22 protein-coding genes are annotated in these 17302 nt (G+C 25.9%); 21 read left to right on the top strand and 1 reads right to left on the bottom strand.

Annotated elements, in window-relative coordinates; all coding sequences use genetic code 11:
* Nucleotides 1–18: 18 nt before the first annotated feature.
* The 6 genes from HMPREF3045_RS02200 to HMPREF3045_RS02175 are packed head-to-tail and all read left to right on the top strand — an operon-like array spanning nt 19 to nt 5450.
* Entirely contained in the window at nt 19–372 is a 354-nt protein-coding gene (locus tag HMPREF3045_RS02200) for an Asp23/Gls24 family envelope stress response protein (RefSeq protein ID WP_019117587.1), read from the top strand.
* Nucleotides 373–379: 7 nt separating this feature from the next.
* Nucleotides 380–1951 (top strand): DAK2 domain-containing protein, encoded by a 1572-nt coding sequence (locus tag HMPREF3045_RS02195; RefSeq protein ID WP_070736926.1) that lies wholly within the window; start codon nt 380–382, stop codon nt 1949–1951.
* Between the two features lie 5 nt (nt 1952–1956).
* The gene (locus HMPREF3045_RS02190) at nt 1957–3936 is read left to right on the top strand and encodes an ATP-dependent DNA helicase RecG (protein WP_070736925.1); all 1980 of its coding nucleotides are present in this window, start codon (nt 1957–1959) and stop codon (nt 3934–3936) included.
* Complete coding sequence (gene rsmD / locus HMPREF3045_RS02185; protein WP_004838923.1) at nt 3936–4496, top strand: 16S rRNA (guanine(966)-N(2))-methyltransferase RsmD; 561 nt, start codon at nt 3936–3938, stop codon at nt 4494–4496. Before HMPREF3045_RS02190 ends, rsmD begins: the two co-directional genes overlap by 1 nt.
* Nucleotides 4474–4968, top strand: coding sequence for a pantetheine-phosphate adenylyltransferase (gene coaD, locus HMPREF3045_RS02180; RefSeq protein WP_019117590.1), 495 nt, complete (start codon nt 4474–4476; stop codon nt 4966–4968). The genes rsmD and coaD overlap by 23 nt, the downstream gene beginning before the upstream one ends.
* Nucleotides 4968–5450 (top strand): H+-ATPase subunit H, encoded by a 483-nt coding sequence (locus HMPREF3045_RS02175; RefSeq protein WP_019117591.1) that lies wholly within the window; start codon nt 4968–4970, stop codon nt 5448–5450. Before coaD ends, HMPREF3045_RS02175 begins: the two co-directional genes overlap by 1 nt.
* A 21-nt stretch (nt 5451–5471) precedes the next feature.
* On the opposite strand, the gene HMPREF3045_RS02170 is transcribed toward HMPREF3045_RS02175, so the two are convergent.
* Complete coding sequence (locus tag HMPREF3045_RS02170; protein WP_070736924.1) at nt 5472–6647, bottom strand: nucleotidyltransferase family protein; 1176 nt, start codon at nt 6645–6647, stop codon at nt 5472–5474.
* A gap of 140 nt (nt 6648–6787) precedes the next feature.
* Here HMPREF3045_RS02170 and efp point away from each other — a divergent pair, with 140 nt between their 5' ends.
* Genes efp through HMPREF3045_RS02095 form a run of 15 tightly spaced genes read left to right on the top strand, consistent with a single transcriptional unit; the run spans nt 6788 to nt 17301 of the window.
* On the top strand, nt 6788–7345 hold the full coding sequence (efp, locus tag HMPREF3045_RS02165; protein WP_004838919.1) for an elongation factor P: 558 nt from the start codon (nt 6788–6790) through the stop codon (nt 7343–7345).
* Nucleotides 7346–7355: 10 nt separating this feature from the next.
* Nucleotides 7356–7670: an Asp23/Gls24 family envelope stress response protein gene (locus tag HMPREF3045_RS02160; protein ID WP_019117593.1), complete on the top strand. Its 315-nt coding sequence runs from the start codon at nt 7356–7358 to the stop codon at nt 7668–7670.
* Nucleotides 7670–8059 (top strand): transcription antitermination factor NusB, encoded by a 390-nt coding sequence (nusB, locus tag HMPREF3045_RS02155; protein ID WP_019117594.1) that lies wholly within the window; start codon nt 7670–7672, stop codon nt 8057–8059. The genes HMPREF3045_RS02160 and nusB overlap by 1 nt, the downstream gene beginning before the upstream one ends.
* Nucleotides 8060–9241 (top strand): exodeoxyribonuclease VII large subunit, encoded by a 1182-nt coding sequence (gene xseA, locus HMPREF3045_RS02150; protein ID WP_070736923.1) that lies wholly within the window; start codon nt 8060–8062, stop codon nt 9239–9241.
* Entirely contained in the window at nt 9231–9425 is a 195-nt protein-coding gene (gene xseB, locus HMPREF3045_RS02145) for an exodeoxyribonuclease VII small subunit (RefSeq protein WP_019117596.1), read from the top strand. The genes xseA and xseB overlap by 11 nt, the downstream gene beginning before the upstream one ends.
* Nucleotides 9409–10251 carry a polyprenyl synthetase family protein gene (locus HMPREF3045_RS02140; protein ID WP_070736922.1) on the top strand — a complete coding sequence of 281 codons (843 nt, stop codon included), beginning with the start codon at nt 9409–9411 and terminating at the stop codon, nt 10249–10251. Before xseB ends, HMPREF3045_RS02140 begins: the two co-directional genes overlap by 17 nt.
* Nucleotides 10248–10700, top strand: a complete 453-nt coding sequence (locus HMPREF3045_RS02135) for an arginine repressor (RefSeq protein WP_004838913.1) — start codon at nt 10248–10250, stop codon at nt 10698–10700. The genes HMPREF3045_RS02140 and HMPREF3045_RS02135 overlap by 4 nt, the downstream gene beginning before the upstream one ends.
* Nucleotides 10701–12392 carry a DNA repair protein RecN gene (gene recN / locus HMPREF3045_RS02130; protein WP_070736921.1) on the top strand — a complete coding sequence of 564 codons (1692 nt, stop codon included), beginning with the start codon at nt 10701–10703 and terminating at the stop codon, nt 12390–12392. It begins immediately after the preceding gene.
* Between the two features lies 1 nt (nt 12393).
* Nucleotides 12394–12933 (top strand): NUDIX hydrolase, encoded by a 540-nt coding sequence (locus HMPREF3045_RS02125; protein WP_004838911.1) that lies wholly within the window; start codon nt 12394–12396, stop codon nt 12931–12933.
* Nucleotides 12923–13636 carry a segregation and condensation protein A gene (locus HMPREF3045_RS02120; protein WP_070736920.1) on the top strand — a complete coding sequence of 238 codons (714 nt, stop codon included), beginning with the start codon at nt 12923–12925 and terminating at the stop codon, nt 13634–13636. The genes HMPREF3045_RS02125 and HMPREF3045_RS02120 overlap by 11 nt, the downstream gene beginning before the upstream one ends.
* On the top strand, nt 13629–14165 hold the full coding sequence (gene scpB / locus HMPREF3045_RS02115) for an SMC-Scp complex subunit ScpB (RefSeq protein WP_019117600.1): 537 nt from the start codon (nt 13629–13631) through the stop codon (nt 14163–14165). The genes HMPREF3045_RS02120 and scpB overlap by 8 nt, the downstream gene beginning before the upstream one ends.
* Nucleotides 14155–14850, top strand: a complete 696-nt coding sequence (locus HMPREF3045_RS02110; protein ID WP_070736919.1) for a pseudouridine synthase — start codon at nt 14155–14157, stop codon at nt 14848–14850. The genes scpB and HMPREF3045_RS02110 overlap by 11 nt, the downstream gene beginning before the upstream one ends.
* Nucleotide 14851: 1 nt before the next feature.
* Nucleotides 14852–16078: a BaiN/RdsA family NAD(P)/FAD-dependent oxidoreductase gene (locus tag HMPREF3045_RS02105; RefSeq protein ID WP_070736918.1), complete on the top strand. Its 1227-nt coding sequence runs from the start codon at nt 14852–14854 to the stop codon at nt 16076–16078.
* Nucleotides 16071–16721 carry a (d)CMP kinase gene (gene cmk / locus HMPREF3045_RS02100; protein WP_070736917.1) on the top strand — a complete coding sequence of 217 codons (651 nt, stop codon included), beginning with the start codon at nt 16071–16073 and terminating at the stop codon, nt 16719–16721. Before HMPREF3045_RS02105 ends, cmk begins: the two co-directional genes overlap by 8 nt.
* Complete coding sequence (locus tag HMPREF3045_RS02095; RefSeq protein WP_004838905.1) at nt 16711–17301, top strand: lysophospholipid acyltransferase family protein; 591 nt, start codon at nt 16711–16713, stop codon at nt 17299–17301. The genes cmk and HMPREF3045_RS02095 overlap by 11 nt, the downstream gene beginning before the upstream one ends.
* Nucleotide 17302: the final 1 nt, after the last annotated feature.

Raw genomic sequence — 17302 nt, 5'->3', positions numbered from 1 at the left:
AATAAAATGGAGGAGTTTATGGCAATTAAGTATAAAAACAATTACGGTAAAGTTAGTATTTCAGAAACAGTAATTGCAAATATTGCTGCAGCTTCTGTTATGGAATCCTATGGTGTTGTAGGTCTTGCTAGCAGAAGTACAAAAGATGGATTTTATAAACTTTTAGGCATTGATAATATGAACAGAGGTGTAAAAGTTTTAAGAAATATAGATGGAACTGTGACTATAGATATATCATTGTTTTTAAATTATGGTGTAAGAATTGCAGTTGTATGCCAAAATATAATTGAAAATGTGAAATATAATGTTGAGCATTCTCTTAATGTTGGTGTATCTAGTGTAAATATTTTAGTTCAAGGAATTAGAAGTTAGGTGAAATATGAAAAAAATCGATAGTAATAAGTTCAAAAGCATTATTATTAAAGCTTTTGAACTACTTAATGAGAAAAGGGATGTTGTCGATAGCTTAAATGTTTTTCCTGTTCCAGATGGGGATACGGGAACAAATATGACTATGACAATGAAATCTGGTGTAGAAAGAGTGAAGGATACTGAAACTTCATCTTGTTATGATGTTGCTAAGGCTTTAAGCCAAGGCACTTTGATGGGAGCGAGAGGAAATTCTGGTGTAATTTTATCACAACTTTGTAGGGGAATGTCTAAAGCTATCAAAGGCAAGGATATTATTGATGCAGAAAGTATAAGAGATATTTTTACAGTTGCAAATAAAACTGCTTATAAGGCAGTAATGAAACCTACTGAGGGAACAATTTTAACTGTTTCAAGATTGATGGCAGAAGAAGCTAATAACGCTTTTGAAAATAACATTGATATTGATAAGTATTTATATAAAATTATTGCAGCAGGTCATAAGGCTTTGCTTGATACTCCAAATTTATTGCCAGTTTTAAAAGAGGCTAAGGTTGTAGATTCTGGTGGACAAGGATTGATGTTTTTGCTTGAAGGAGCTTTAAAAGCCTTAAATGGAGAAATTGATATTGAAACTGATTTATCAGAAATTGAAATTGAAGATTTGCCATCAAAAGACTATAATATCGACCTATCAGTAAGCATAAGTGAAGATGAAAAAGATGATTTACTTGAAAAATTAAATGAGCTTTCTACATCGTTGACAGAAGATTTTGATAATGGAATTTTGAGACTTTCATTTGATTGTGATGGTATTAAGGAACTTTTAGAAGTGGTTTCAAAATATGGACAAGTTTTGACGATGAATGTTGAAAATACTAATCCAGATGTATTGAATGATATAAAAGTAAACAAAAAACCATCTAAAAAATATGGATTTATAGCTGTTTCAAGGGGAGAAGGCTATGATAAAGTGTTTGAAAGTTTAAATGTTGATAGGATTATTGCTGGTGGGCAAACTATGAACCCTTCAACTGAAGATATTTTTAAGGCAATTGAGAAAGTAGATAGCGAAAATATTATTATCTTCCCTAATAATAAAAATATAATTATGAGCGCTAAACAAGCTTGTCAATTGTCTGATAAAACTTGTAGAGTAGTTGAAACTAGGTCAATTCCAGAATCTTTTTCTGCCCTACTCTCATTTGATGAAGATGAATCATTAGATGAAAATATGGAAAATTTCAACGATGCGATTGAAGATGTAAGAGTTTTGGAAGTTACTATAGCAGTTAGAGATACAAATGTGAACAATGTAGAAATTAGAAAAGATGAATATATTGGAATAGTTGATAATAGTATTGTTACAAGCAAAAAAACAATAGAAAAAACTGCTAGAGAAACTTTGGAGAAGGCGGTCGATGAGGACACATCTCTTATAACCATATATTATGGAGAAGATATAGAAGATAAAGAAGCCAGAAGACTCCAAAAATTTGCTCAAAAAAAATTCAAAGATTGCGATGTAGAATTGATTTATGGTGGACAACCTTTATATTATTACACTATTACCTTGGAGTAAAATAGATGGATCTTTTGGACCTAAAAGGTTTAGGCAAAAAGAAAAAAGAATATTTAGAAAAATTATCAATTTATAAGCTAGAAGACTTATATAATTATTATCCTAGGGAATATGAGGATAGGTCAAAAAAGTACGACTTATCCCATGGTCTTGATGGAAATAAACATTATTTTGAATGGAAAATAGAATCAAAGCTTTATACAAATTATAGTAAAAAATTTTCTATCTCTTATCTTTATGCGAGTGAAAATGATAAAAGAATAAAAATAGTATTTTTTAACGACAAATTTTCGCCAAGATCCTTGAAAATCGGACAAACATATAAATTTTATACAAAAATCGTAAAAAATGGTTATGAAATTGAATGCCATAATCCAGAATTTAAAGATATAGATGACGATAGAATTGGAAATATTGTACCTATATATCCGCTTACAAAATCTTTGACTAATAAAAATTTATCTGATTTTATAGGTCAAGCCTTGGAATTTTTTGATGAAAATGAAGTTTTATTAGATAAAAAAGTTCTTAATGACTTTAATTTTTCGGATAAACTTTCAAATTTGAAGGAAATTCATTTCCCAACTAGCCTTGAAAATTTAAAAAGTGCTAAAAGTCAAATTAAGATTATAGATTTATTAAAGGAATTGATTTTTATCTATGTAATGCAAAAAGAAAATTCCTACCAAGATTTAAATTTAAAATATAATCTAAATGATATTTTAAATAAGCTTGATTTTAAATTGACACCAAGTCAATATAAGTCTTTGATTGAAATTTTAAAAGATTCTACAAGTAAGTCTATTATGAATAGGCTTTTGTGTGGGGATGTTGGAAGTGGTAAAACAATTATTGCACTAATTGTAATGATTATTTTTTCTATAAATTCATACCAAACTTGTATGATGGTTCCTACTGAAGTTTTAGCTATTCAACAATATGAAAAAAATAAAGAATTTGTTGAAAGTTTTGGCTTAAAAATTTCTTTACTTACATCATCAACAAAAAATAAAGAAGACCTTAAGAATAAAATCAAAAATGGCGAAATAGACATTGTTATTGGTACACATGCACTTATTGTAGATGATGTGGAATTTAAAAATTTGAAATTAATTGTTGCGGATGAACAGCATAGGTTTGGAGTTAGACAAAGACAAGCCCTATACGAAAAAGGTAATGATGCAAATTACCTAACAATGACAGCAACTCCTATTCCAAGGACACTTTTTTTGAAGATGAAAAAATTATTAGATTTATCTCAAATTACTGAGCTTCCAGAAGGTAGAGGAGAAATTATAACTGAACTTGTTCTTTTGTCAATGGAAAATATCCTGTTTTCTAAAATAGAAGATTTTATAAATAGTGGTAGGCAAGTTTATGTTGTAAGTGATTCTATAGAGAGTGATGATATAAATTCTTTAGAGAATTTATATAAACGCTATAAAAAAAGATTTAAAAATATTAGAATTGAAAAACTTCACGGAAAGTTAAAGGCAAGTGAAAAAGAAGAAATTCTTAGAGATTTTTCTGATGGTAAAATTGATATTTTAATATCTACTACAGTTATAGAAGTTGGAATTGATGTATCTAATGCAAATTGTATGATAATTTATAATGCCAATAATTTTGGTTTATCATCACTACACCAACTTAGAGGAAGAATAGGTAGGGGCTCTTATAAATCATTTTGCTATTTGATTAGCGAAAAAGTTGATGAGAGAAGTAAGCTAAATATAATAAAAAATTCAAACGACGGTTTTGAAATTGCAAAAAAAGATTTGAAACTAAGAGGTGCTGGCAAGATTCTATCAACAATTCAACATGGAAAAAATCTTGATGATGTAAATTATTTCAATTTAAAAGAAGATGAAATAAATCTTTGCTTTAAAATATTTACATATCTTAAAGATAAAAATTTCGAAGGAGTTAATTTTTCTTATTTAGAAAAATATTTTAATATAGACAAAAGGATTGTGTTAAATTAATGAGAGTAGTAGCTGGAAAGTATAAAGGATTTAATATAAAATCTCCAAAAGCTAACAATTCAAGACCTACAGATAACAAGGTAAAAGAAGCAGTTATGGCTATGCTTTATCCTTACAAAAAAGATTTTACAGCCTTAGATTTATTTTCATGCACAGGACAAATGGGAATAGAATTTTTATCTCATGGTGCAAAAGAGGTTGTTTTTGGAGAATTAAATAATTCAAATTATAAAATACTCAAGGAAAATATAGAAAAAATTCAAAGTCAAAATGCTTTAACTATAAGAGGGGATTTTAGAAAAGTTTTGGAAATTTTAAAAGAAAATAATAAAACTTTTGATTACATATACCTAGATCCTCCTTATAAAGAAGATTATTTGAAAATTAGTCTAGAATATATATTGACCTATCATTTATTAAATAAAAATGGTATAATAATAAGCGAATCAGATAGGAATATTGATTTTTCTGATATGACTAATTTAAATTTGATTAAAGAAAAAAAATATGGAAGGAAAATCATAAAAATTTATTGCTATGAAAGTGATATATCCAGGTAGCTTCGATCCTATTACAATCGGACACTTAGACATAATAAAAAGATTAAATAAGATGTTTGATGAGGTAGTCATTGCTATATTGATAAATGAAGCCAAGCACTCTCTTTTCTCAATTAAAGAGAGAAAACAATTAATAGAAAATGAAATTAAAGAATTTCAACTAGATAATGTCAAAGTCAAAACTTTCGAAGGTTTGTTAGTTGACTTTGCAAAAAAAGAAAATTCAAAAATTATAGTGAGGGGTTTAAGGGCAGTTACAGACTATGAGTATGAAATGAATATTGCTCAATTTAATTCAAGCCTATATGAAGATCTTGAAACTATATTTCTACTTTCTGATCCGAAATTCTCATTTATAAGCTCAAGTGGAGTAAGAGAGCTAGCTAGTTTTGGTGGAGATGTATCTAAATTTGTATCAAAAAATGTAAAAAAAGCTATATATGAAAAAAATAAACTAGGAGGAAAAAACTAATGGCAAATATTAATGAACTAATTGATGAAATTGAAGATATAATGGATAATGCTAGTTCTGTTCCATTTTCAAGAAAGGTTTCAGTTGATCCAGATGAAATTTTTGAAATTGTTAGAGATATGAGAGATTCTCTTCCAACAGAGATCAAAAATGCTCAATGGATTAACGATGAAAAAGAAAGAATTTTGCAAGAAGCAGAAAACGAAGCAAGATCTAAAGTACAAAATGCAAATAATGAAATCAAAAATTTCAAAGAACAAGCTAAAAGCCAATATCAAAGAATGATTTCAGAACATCAAATAACAGCAGAGGCTAGACAAGAAGCACAAAGAATTCTTGAACAAGCAAACCAAGAAGCAAATAAAATAAAACAACAATCATACCAATACATTGACCAATTGTTTACAAAATCATGTGAAAATTTCAGCCAATTGGCTCAATCATTGGAAAAAAATAAACAACATATATTAAATCAAAAATAAAATTTGTAAAATAAAAATCCTCTAATATGAGGATTTTTTTATTGAGATTTTTTCTCTATAATCAATATCAAATTGTCTTCCTATAACCATTGAATATAAATTTGATGCTTTAATCATTTGCTCAAAAATTATTTTATTTTCTTTATTTAATTTCTCTATATCTTTTTTTTGCATAATTATATTAAGATTTGTTTCTTTAAATAATTTTGTAGCGTTCTCATTAAAAGCTAAAACTTTTATAAAATTTATATCCACTTCATTAAGTAAAGTTTTATTTTCTAATAGGTAATTTATCATAAGCCTTTTTATCCTAGATTTTGTAAATCTTTGGCTTGTAGAATTTTTAATAAAATCTTTATAAAATATTTCATCTTTTGCTATTTTTTTTAGATAATTTTCCATACCATTTTCGTAACATAAAATATCATCCATATTTTTTTCTTCTATTAGAATTTTATACCTAAAAATCTCGTACAATAAATCATTTTGTGGAAAAATATTGTATTCATTCTTAAATTCTTTTATATAATTATAAGAAAGACTTGGAAGATAATCTTTAATTTTTATATTTTCAATATTATTTCTAATAGAGCTAGAAGAAGAAAATGAATCTTTTCTTAATTCAACATCTTTATTCATAGAATTTTTTCTCTTGATTGGCACAATTTCAATATTTGCTTTTAAATTTTTTATAGCTCTGAGATATTCTAAAGCAAGTATATTATTTGCGGAAAAAAATTCTTTATTTTCTATATATTTAATTGAGGCAAGATATGATGCTTTTGCAAAAGACATTCCCTCATCTAGAAAATTTTTTGTATCAATATTTATTCTATTTTCATTTTCAAATATCTTATCACAAGTCTTTAAAAAATTATTTTCACTAATATTTTCAATTCCAAATGCAAGATAATCAATTTCTAATTTATTTAAAATTTCTATATTTTTTCTAGCAAAAAGATTTGCTGCTTGTAAAGAAATAAATGAAGGCATTTCAATAACTAAATCTGCAGAAAGCATTGCAGAATTTGCTCTTTTATATTTGTCTATTAGGCTTATTTCTCCTCTTTGAACAAAATCTCCACTCATTATTGCAATAACTATATCTGCATTTGTTATCTCTCTTGCTTTTTTTTGTATATAATTGTGTCCATTATGAAATGGATTATATTCTGAAATAATTGCTAATTTTTTCATGACAACTCCTTTTATTATTATATCAAATTGTAAAAAATAAAGTGAAAATTTATTTTGGATTATTACATAATTTTACATTTTTATTTAAAAAATAAAATATAAGTGGTATAATATTAGAAAACAACCTATTAGGAGGATATATGATATCAGCAAATGATTTAAGAAAAGGAATAACTTTTGAATATGATGGAGATGTTTATCAAGTAATAGATTTCCAACACGTAAAACCAGGTAAGGGTGCAGCTTTTGTAAGAGCAAAAATAAAATCTGTTATGCAAGGCGGAAATAAAGATGTAACTTTCAACCCAAATGAAAAGTTTGAACAAGCTATTATTTCTACAAAAGAAATGCAATACTTATACAACGACGGACATTTATATTATTTTATGGATCCAGAAACTTTTGAACAAATTCCTGTTGATAAGGATGCAGTTTCTGAAGCAATTCCTTATATAAAAGAAAATGATACTGCTACAATGAGATTTTATAAAAACAATCCATTTTCAATTGAGGCGCCTAATTTTGTAGAACTTGAAGTTGTAAAAACTGAACCAGCAGTTAAGGGAGATACAGCAACAAATGTAACAAAACCTGCAGAAGTTGAAACAGGTGCAATTATAAATGTTCCAGTTTTTGTAAATGAGGGAGATGTTATAAAAATTGATACTAGAAAAGGGGAATATTTATCCAGAGTATAAAGGAGATAAAATGACAAGAGCATTTAAATTTGGAAGTGTTAAAATTGCAAATGAAACTATTGAAGAAATAGCTAAAAAAGCTTGTAGCGAAGTAAATGGTGTAATTGAATCAAACACAAAATCCAATAAGGAAGCAAAAAAAGATACAAGAATTTCTGTAATGGATGGCTTTGTAATTATAGATTTAAATCTTGTACTTAGTGCAGATGTAAATGTGAGAAAAACAATAAAAAATGTCCAAGAAAATGTAAAAAGACAAGTTGAAACTATGACTGGCTTATCTGTAAAGAGAGTTAATGTCGAAGTAAATAGTTTAGTAATATAATGAATAGGGCAAAACAAAGAGACTGGGTATTTAAGTTGATATTTGAAAATCAAATAAAAAATATTGACGATATAGACCAAGCTTTTATTAATCATGAAATAGATTTAAATAAAGATTCTTTTTTATATAAGTCATTAAAATCATATATAGAAAATTACGATAATCTAGAAAATATAATTGCAGAACAAATAGGCTTAAAATCTTTACAAAGAATGGCAAAAGTTGATAGGTCAATTTTATTTTTGAGCGTTAATGAAATGGAAAATTTAGATATTCCTATAAGTGTTTCTATAAATGAGGCTGTAAATATTGCAAAAGAATATTCAACAAGTGATGGATATAAATTTATAAACAGCGTGTTAGGTAAAATTGCAGAAAAGAGAAAATAATTGAAATCTTTAAGCGTAAAACAATTTAACCAATATATAAAAACTTCTTTTAAGCACGATCCTTTATTTCAAAACGTAAGTGTAAAAGGTGAAATAGCCAACTACACAATATCTCACAATCACATATATTTTTCCTTAAAGGAAGAAAATGAAATTATTGATTGTGTGATTTATTATTATGAACAAAAGGATATAGAAGACTTTAATAATGGGGATGAGGTTATTGTAGATGGAAATTTGATTTACAATAGCTTTTTTTCCAAAATATCTATATCTGTAAATAATATAGAAAAAAAAGGCTTGTCAGAAGAATATTTAAATTTTCTAAAGATCAAAGAAGAATTTTTTAAAAAAGGTTATTTTGATAAAGGTACCAAAAAAACTATTTGCGATTATCCCAAAGATATAGGCCTTATAACTTCAGATAAATCAGCGGCTATAGTAGATTTTTTATCTGTAATAAATAAAGAAATTTCAGACATAAATATTTATCTTTATCCAGTAAAGGTTCAAGGACTTAGTGCAAAAGATGAAATAATTAATGCAATAAATGTTCTTGATAAAAAAAACTTAGATGCAATTGTTATTACCCGTGGAGGTGGTAGCAAAGAAGATTTAAAAGTTTTTAATGAAAAAGATATAGTAGAAGAAATATATAAGGCGAAAAGTCCAATAATTTCAGCTATAGGACACAAAATAGACTTGTCTTTAGCAGATTTAGTTAGTGATTTGTCCTTACAAACGCCAACAGAAGCAGGCTCATATTTGGTAAGAAATTATAAAAAAATCAGACAAGATATAAATAAAATATTTATAGACATCCAAAAAACTTTAAATAGAAATATTGAATTAAAAGAATTAAAACTTAATAATTTAAAATATAGCTTAGATTCTTATAGTTTAGATAAATTACTTGATGAAAAAACTAAAAATGTAAATGAAATATTTGAAAAAATCAAGAATAATTTAAATTTAAACATTGAAAAAAAAGAAAAAGATTTAGAAATTTTAAAATACAAGCTAAATTCTTTAAAATCAATTTTGGATATTAAGAAAAAAAGTATTTTTATTAAGGATTTTGATGGCAATTTTATTTATTCTAAATATTCCTTAAAAAATAAGGATAAGGTAAATATAGTTTTTAGTGACGGAGAAGTGAAAGCTGAGATTTATGATGGATAACACATTTGAAGCAAATTATAAAAAAATGGAATCTTTGTTAAAAGATTTAGAAGAAAATAAAGATAATATAGATAAAAGCCTTGAAATTTATAAAGAGGCTAAAGAAATCTATGATAAACTTAATAAAAAAATCAATGATTATAAGGCAAAGGTTGAAATAATAAATAATGACAAAAATGAATAAGGAAAAATTTGATAAAATTTTAATTGCTGACAAAAATATTATCGATAGGGCAATGATAAAAAAATTTGATGAAGATAATCCTTTAAGTAAGGCCTTGATTTATGCAAGTGATTCTGGAAAAAGAATAAGACCTGTAGTTTTTTTGGAAACTATAAAAATGCTTTTGGGAGAAGAGTCAGTTGATGAAAAAATAATTGATTTATCATTGGCACTTGAGATGGTTCATGCCTATTCTTTGGTACATGATGATATGCCTTGTATGGATAATGATGATTATAGGAGAGGAAAACTTACAGTCCACAAAAAATATGGAGAAGATCTTGCGATTTTGGTTGGAGATAGTTTATTGTCCTATGCTTTTGAAATCATTCTTGATTTGAGTATATATGACCAACGTTTTCTTGAAGCTGGAAAATATTTGGCTAAAGCTTGTGGCAAAGATGGAATGATAAAAGGGCAAGTTTTTGATATAAAGGCAAAAAAGGATGAAAATATAGAATATATTCTTGATGTTTATAAAAATAAAACTGCAAGACTTTTTATGGCTGCAATTATGATGGCAGCTTTGTATGCAAATGTTGAAAAAGATAAGCTAGAAAAATTAGAAAATTACGCATATTATCTAGGACTTGCTTTCCAACTTCAAGACGATATTTTAGACAAATATGATGAGTTTGAATTAAATATTTTATCATGTATTTCTATTGATGATGCAAAAAAATTACTACTAGACTTTAATAGAAAAGCTAAAGAAAATATTAATGACTTTAAAAACAATGATTTTCACATTTATTTAATTGATTATTTAACAGAGAGGATCAAATGAAAAAATACACTAGACAAAGACTTATATTAGATATTATTCAAAATAATGAAGTAAAAACACAAAGTCAACTTTCTAAATTATTAAGAGATCAAGGAGTAGATGCTACTCAAGCTACAATTTCAAGAGATATAAAAGAGCTTAGAATATCAAAAGTACAAACAGATGATTATGAATACAAATATACAGTAATAGATACTGTTTATGATTCATTAAATGAAAGAATGGAAAAAATATTTAAAGAATCTGTATTATCTGTAGAAAGATCTTACCAATTAGTTGTTATAAAAACTATTTCTTATACTGCAACAGTTTGTGGTTTGTATATAACAAATGCAAAACTTGAAAATATTGGTGGAATTGTAACAGGACTTGATACTATATTTATAACACCAAAAAATATAGATGAAATTGACGATTTGATTGAAACAATAAGAAGTATGGTGAAATAAGTGTTAGCTGAGTTATTTATTAATAACCTAGTGATTATCAAAAGAGATCACTTATTTTTTGATAGCGGATTTAATGTTTTATCTGGAGAAACTGGTTCTGGAAAAAGTTTGATTTTAGAAGCTATCAATATTGTCTTGGGAAAAAGAACAAATAAAGATATAATTGGAAAATTTGATGATAAAACAATTATAGAAGCAGTTTTTAATTTGGATGAAGATACAATAAAAAAATTAGAAGATAAAGATATTACATTTGATGATAATAAACTTATTATTACAAGAACCATAAACCAACAATCTTCATCAATTAGAATAAATGGAAGAGTAGCAAATCTTTCGTTGATAAAAGAAATTTCTTCATTATTAATTGATATTTACAAACAAGGCGATTCAAATATTTTTATGGATAAGGGAAATTATCTTGATATTATTGATGCCTACAAAAAAGATAAAGAAACTATCAAACTAAAAAATGAAATTAATAAATTATTCAATGAAAAAAATAATTTGCTTAAAAAGTTTGATGAATTTAATTTATCCCAAGAAGAAGTTTCAAGAGAAAAAGAATTAATTAATTATCAACTTGATGATATTGAACAAATTGATCTTTTAAATATTGATGAAGAAAAGATTGACCAAGAATATAAAAAATTAAATTCTATAACTGAGCTTAGAGAAAGTATTGAAAGTAGTGAAGAATTAATTTCTTCCTTTGATTATGACAAAGCATCTATTAGCTCATTACTAGCTAATTTATCTTCAAATTTATCGGATTTTTCAGAAATAGACAAGAGTATTGAAGAAGTTAATGATAAAATATATACTGTTATAGACTTAGTAAATGAAATTTATTCTGAGCTTGATAATTATAAGGATAAGCTTGATCAAAATCCTGAAAGATTATACGAGCTTGAAATGATTAATCAAAAACTTTTCGATTTGAAAAGAAAATATGGAAATGAAATTGAAGATATTATAGAATACTATGATAAAATTTCTTTGAGATTAAAAGAATTAGAAAAAATAAGTGATTTAAAGAAAAATATTGACAAAGATATAAAAAATATAAATAAAAATTTAGAAGAAAAATCCCTAGAACTTTCAAAAATTAGAAAAGAAAAATCAAAAAATTTGGAAAAGGAAATAAAAAATGAGATACAGTCTTTAAATATTATTAATGGGGATTTTAAGGTTTTATTTAAAAATAAAAATAAAATTGATTCTAAGGGAATTGATGATATAGATTTTCTCATTAAAACTAACAAGGGAGAAGATTTAAAATCTTTATCAAAAACCGCATCTGGCGGAGAAGTTTCAAGGATTGTATTGTCATTTAAAAAAATTTTTGCAGATTATGATAAAATTGATACCATGATATTTGATGAAATCGACCAAGGAATTAGCGGTAGAACAGCCCAAATTGTTGGAGAAAAAATTTTAGACTTATCAAAAGAAAGACAAATTTTAGCTATAAGCCATCTTCCACAAATAGCATCTTTATCTACTAATCATATTCTTATAGAAAAATTTGACCAAAAAGATTTAACTATATCAAAATCTACAAATATTAAAGGAAATGATAGGGTAAAAGAAATAGCTAGGCTTTTGGCTGGCGTTGATATTACAGATAAAACAATGGAATCTGCAAAAGAAATGATAGAAATGGCAGAAGAGTTAAGAAAAGGAAATTAGTATGGATAATTATGAAAAAACGATAAAAGTTGACAACATTTACGAAGGAAAAATTCTTTCTTTGAGAGTTGAAACTGTGGAAATGCCTGATAAAAAGTATTCAAAAAGAGAGATAGTTGATCACGTTAAAGGCGTAGGAATAATTGCTTTTGATGGGGAAGATTCTATTTATTTGGTACGTCAATATAGAAAGGCAATCGATGAATTCACTTTAGAAATTCCTGCTGGTTTGGTTGAAGTAAATGAAAAACCAATTGAAACTGCAAAAAGAGAATTGCAAGAAGAAATTGGTTATAAACCATTAGATATTGAATATTTGTTTGATATGCACGCATCTCCTGGTTTTACAAACGATAAATTATCATTCTTTTTGGCTAAAAATTTGGAAGAATCAAAATTAGAATTAGATGAAGATGAATTTTTAGAAAAAAAATCATATAAAATTGAAGATGTTTATAATATGGTAATTAATGGTGAAATCACTGATGCTAAAACAATAATAGCAGTAATGTATGCAAAAAGATTGATTGATGAAAAGTAATAGTTTAAATATTGATTTAGAAGTTTACACAGGACCATTTGATGTCTTGTTAAGACTTATAGAAAAACAAAAAGTAGATATTTATGACATAAAAATAGAAGATATAACAAGCCCTTACATGGAGGCTATCAATGAAATGGATATTCCTCTTGGTCAATTAAGTGAGTTTATTTATATATCTTCTATTTTGTTATACATAAAATCTAGTAAATTGATGCCAAAAGATAAAAATGATACAGTAGAAGAAGATTTTATTTCATATCTTATAGAATATAAAAAAATAAAAAGCGTAGAAGATGATTTAAAAATTCTTGAAAATGAGGCGAAATCTTATTATACAAAATACCAAGAAGATTTATCAAAATATAAGTCAAACGATGAAATAATTAGTAAAGATGTAAATATTTTAAAAAATGAATTTACAAAATTAATAAGAGCTTACAAGAATGAAAAAATAGAAAAACCAGATCTTATTAAATCGATTAAAAGACTTGATGTAAATGATTATATAAAAAAAATAAGAAATACTTTAAAATTTACAAAATCAATAAGGCTAAATAAAATTACAGATGAAATAAAATCAAAAGATGCTTGTATAGGAACATTTTTAGCACTTCTTGAGCTTGTAAGATTAAAGGAAATATACTTGGAAGAAGAAAATATAAATGAATTTTTGATAGTAAAAAGGGATAAGAATGAATAGTGATTACTTAAAGGGAATTATTGAAGAAATTTTATATATTTGGGGCGAGCCGATTGACATTAACGATCTTGGAAAAATTATATTTGACGCCGAAAAATCTGAAATAAGAAAGGCAATTAATGAGATGGTTGATGACAGGAATTTAAAATCTTCGGGACTTATTATAAAAAAATATGAAGATAAATACCAATTTGCAACCAGACCAGATCACGAAAAATATATTTCAAATATAGTAAAAAAATCGGAGAAAAATTTATCTAATTCTTCTTTAGAAACCCTATCAATTATTGCATACAAGCAACCAATAACAAGAGCAGAAATTGATAAAATAAGAGGAGTCAAATCCCAATCAACAATAGATTCTCTTTTAGATAAAAAACTTATAAAAGAAAATGGCAGACTTGATAAAATCGGAAAGCCTATTATATATGTTACAACTGATCTTTTTTTAAAATATTTTAATATTTCAAATCTTGACCAATTGCCAAAAATTGATGAAAAAATAGATGGAGAAATTGATGAGGATTAATAAATATATAGCAAAAACAGGATTTGCATCAAGAAGAAAAAGTGAAGAATATATAAAAAATGGCAAAGTTTTTGTAAATGGAAATAAATTAGAAGACTTATCATATCAGGTAAAAGAAACAGATGAAGTTAAAATTGATGGAAAAATTTTAAAAATCCAAAAAAATTTCTACTATAAATTAAATAAACCTCTTGGATATATCTCATCAAATTATGATCCTCACAACGAAAAAGATTTAAATAAGTTGCTTAATATTGATGAGAGATTTTTTTGTGCAGGAAGGCTTGACAAAGATAGCCATGGTCTTATGATAATTACTAATGATGGTAAAATAACAAATAAAATAATTCATCCAAGTAAAAAAATTGATAAAATTTATATAGTTAAGGTAGATAAAAAACTTACAGCTTACCAAGAAAAAAATTTTATGGATGGGGTAAAATTATCGCAAAAAGAAATAACATCGGATGCAAAAATTTCTTTAATAGATAAAGAAAAAAGTACTTACAAAGTTACAATTCATCAAGGTTACAATAGGCAAATTAGAAGAATGTTTGCATATTTCAAAATAAAAGTTTTAGATTTAAAAAGAATAAAAATAGGACAAATTTGTCTTGATGATTTAAAAGATGGAGATTATAAAAAATTAAGTAAAAAAGAAGTGGAATATTTAGAAAGTTTATAAAATGGATATTGGAATAATCGGAGCAGGTGCAGGCGGGATTTTTACTGCAATAAATGCTAAAAACGAAAAAAATAAAATAACTTTAATAGAAAAAAATGACAAAATTGGCAAGAAAATATTTATAACCGGAAAAGGCAGGTGTAATATTACTAATGCCAAATTTTTTGATGAATTTTTGGATAATATTCTTGTAAACAAGAAGTTTATGTATTCGTCATTTACAAATTTTGATAATTATGCTCTTATTGATTATTTGGAAAATAAGGGATTAAAACTTACAACCCAAAGAGGAGATAGGGTTTTTCCAAAAAGTGAAAAATCAAATGACGTGATTAAATTATTTGAAAAACTTATTAAAGAAAAAAATATAGATTTGAAATTAAATGAAAATGTAAATAAAATCTATAAAGACAAAGATTTAAATAAATTTATTGTTCTTACCCAAAAAAATTCTTATGAATTTGATAAAGTTGTAATTGCAACAGGAGGTCTTTCATATCCGTTGACAGGTTCAACTGGCGATGGTTATAAATTTGCAAAATATTTTTCCCATAAAATTATTAGTACAAAACCGGCTCTTTGTCCAATTAAATTTTTAGATGATGACTTGGATAGCTTAAATGGAATTTCCTTAAAAAATGTAAGCTTGAATGTGGAGTGCGAAGATAAAAAAATTAGTGAATTTGGAGAAATGCTAATAGGAAAAAAATTTATAACTGGACCTATTGTTTTAACTATGTCATCACTAATTAATAGAAAAAAAGTCAAAAATATGTATATTGACCTTAAAGCAAGTCTAGATTTTGAAAAATTAGATAATAGGCTTTTAAGAAATTTTGAAAATAATTCCAATAAAGATGTAGGAAATATTTTAAAAAAACTATTGCTAAATGCTTTTGTAGATGTAGTTTTAAAAAGATCAGATATAGATTTTCATACAAAAGCAAACCAAATTACAAAAGATGAGAGATTTAGATTAATAAAAGAAATTAAATATTTTCATTTAAAATTTAATGGATTAAGTGAAATAAAAAATGCTATTATAACCTCAGGTGGAGTTGATTGTAAAGAACTTGATCCGAAAAATATGCAATCAAAAATAGTTTCTGGTCTGTATTTTGTTGGGGAAGTTACAGATGTTGATGCTCTTACAGGAGGATATAATTTGCAAATTGCATTTTCACAAGCCTATGCTTGTGCTAAGGATTTAAGGAGGGAAAATGAGTAATTTTATTATAGCTTTAGATGGACCTAGCGGCTCAGGAAAAAGCACAATAGCAAATATTTTGGCTAAAAAATTAAAAATTTCATATTTAAATACAGGTTCAATGTATAGGGCAGTAACCTTATTTTTTTTAGAAAATAATATAAAAAAATCAGACAAAATTGATATAGATTTGCTTAGAAAAATTAATATCGACATAAAAGGTGACAAGGTATTTTTAAATGAAAAAGATGTAAGCGATAAAATTAGAAATAAGGAAGTAACTGAAAATGTATCATGGGTATCATCCATTTCATTAGTTAGAAAATATTTAGTAGATATGCAAAGAAAAATTTCTCAAAATAAATCAATTATTCTTGATGGAAGGGATATAGGCACAGTAGTTTTCCCTAATGCAAAATACAAATTTTTTCTAGTAGCATCAAGTGAAGTTAGGGCAAAAAGACGCTATGAGCAAAATGAAATTGATAAACCTTTAGAAGAAATTCAAAAAGATATAGAAAAAAGAGATTACTTAGATTCACACAGAGAAATTTCTCCATTAAAAAAAGCAGAAGATGCCATAGAAATAGATTCTTCAAATTTAACAATTGATGAAACTATAGAAGAAATTATAAATAAAATGGACAAAGAAGATGTTTTATAGATTTATATATTTAATATTAAGATTAATAGCAACACCTTTGTTTAGGATAAAAGTACACGGTTATGAAAATATTCCACAAGATAGAAAATTTATTGTTTGTGCAAATCACAAATCTTTTCTTGATCCGGTTTTTGTAGCAATGGCTTTAGATAGGCAGATTCATTTTATAGCAAAAAAAGAATTATTTGAAATACCAATTTTAAAAAATATATTAAAATCTTTAAATGCAATACCAGCTCAAAGAGATGGAAAAGATTTATCGGTTTTAAGAGATTCAATAAAATTAATAAAAACAGGAAAAATTTTAGGAATATTTCCTGAAGGAACAAGAGTTAAGGAAATAAAAAGAGAAAATATAAAAGATGGTGCAGGATATATTGCACTTAAATCAAAAACTGATATATTAACAATAGAAATTATATCTTCTTATAAGCCATTTTGTAAAACAGATTTATACATTAAAAATCTTATACAAATTGAAGATTTTGAAAAATATAAATCAAAAGATGCAATGGAAAAAATCATGGATGAAACTTATGAGAAAATGTATGAAAATCACAAATTTTTAAGAAAGGTTTGAG

The sequence above is a fragment of the Anaerococcus sp. HMSC075B03 genome (assembly GCF_001815585.1).
GTDB classification, from domain to species: Bacteria; Bacillota; Clostridia; order Tissierellales; family Peptoniphilaceae; genus Anaerococcus; species Anaerococcus vaginalis.
This window is presented reverse-complemented; position numbering and strand designations above follow the sequence as displayed.

Coding starts and splice junctions, on each gene's coding strand:
- HMPREF3045_RS02200 (WP_019117587.1), top strand. CDS start 19: ATGGCAATTAAGTATAAAAACAATTACGGTAAAGTTAGTATTTCAGAA.
- HMPREF3045_RS02195 (WP_070736926.1), top strand. CDS start 380: ATGAAAAAAATCGATAGTAATAAGTTCAAAAGCATTATTATTAAAGCT.
- HMPREF3045_RS02190 (WP_070736925.1), top strand. CDS start 1,957: ATGGATCTTTTGGACCTAAAAGGTTTAGGCAAAAAGAAAAAAGAATAT.
- rsmD (WP_004838923.1), top strand. CDS start 3,936: ATGAGAGTAGTAGCTGGAAAGTATAAAGGATTTAATATAAAATCTCCA.
- coaD (WP_019117590.1), top strand. CDS start 4,474: ATGAAAGTGATATATCCAGGTAGCTTCGATCCTATTACAATCGGACAC.
- HMPREF3045_RS02175 (WP_019117591.1), top strand. CDS start 4,968: ATGGCAAATATTAATGAACTAATTGATGAAATTGAAGATATAATGGAT.
- HMPREF3045_RS02170 (WP_070736924.1), bottom strand. CDS start 6,647: ATGAAAAAATTAGCAATTATTTCAGAATATAATCCATTTCATAATGGA.
- efp (WP_004838919.1), top strand. CDS start 6,788: ATGATATCAGCAAATGATTTAAGAAAAGGAATAACTTTTGAATATGAT.
- HMPREF3045_RS02160 (WP_019117593.1), top strand. CDS start 7,356: ATGACAAGAGCATTTAAATTTGGAAGTGTTAAAATTGCAAATGAAACT.
- nusB (WP_019117594.1), top strand. CDS start 7,670: ATGAATAGGGCAAAACAAAGAGACTGGGTATTTAAGTTGATATTTGAA.
- xseB (WP_019117596.1), top strand. CDS start 9,231: ATGATGGATAACACATTTGAAGCAAATTATAAAAAAATGGAATCTTTG.
- HMPREF3045_RS02140 (WP_070736922.1), top strand. CDS start 9,409: ATGACAAAAATGAATAAGGAAAAATTTGATAAAATTTTAATTGCTGAC.
- HMPREF3045_RS02135 (WP_004838913.1), top strand. CDS start 10,248: ATGAAAAAATACACTAGACAAAGACTTATATTAGATATTATTCAAAAT.
- HMPREF3045_RS02125 (WP_004838911.1), top strand. CDS start 12,394: ATGGATAATTATGAAAAAACGATAAAAGTTGACAACATTTACGAAGGA.
- HMPREF3045_RS02120 (WP_070736920.1), top strand. CDS start 12,923: ATGAAAAGTAATAGTTTAAATATTGATTTAGAAGTTTACACAGGACCA.
- scpB (WP_019117600.1), top strand. CDS start 13,629: ATGAATAGTGATTACTTAAAGGGAATTATTGAAGAAATTTTATATATT.
- HMPREF3045_RS02110 (WP_070736919.1), top strand. CDS start 14,155: ATGAGGATTAATAAATATATAGCAAAAACAGGATTTGCATCAAGAAGA.
- HMPREF3045_RS02105 (WP_070736918.1), top strand. CDS start 14,852: ATGGATATTGGAATAATCGGAGCAGGTGCAGGCGGGATTTTTACTGCA.
- cmk (WP_070736917.1), top strand. CDS start 16,071: ATGAGTAATTTTATTATAGCTTTAGATGGACCTAGCGGCTCAGGAAAA.
- HMPREF3045_RS02095 (WP_004838905.1), top strand. CDS start 16,711: ATGTTTTATAGATTTATATATTTAATATTAAGATTAATAGCAACACCT.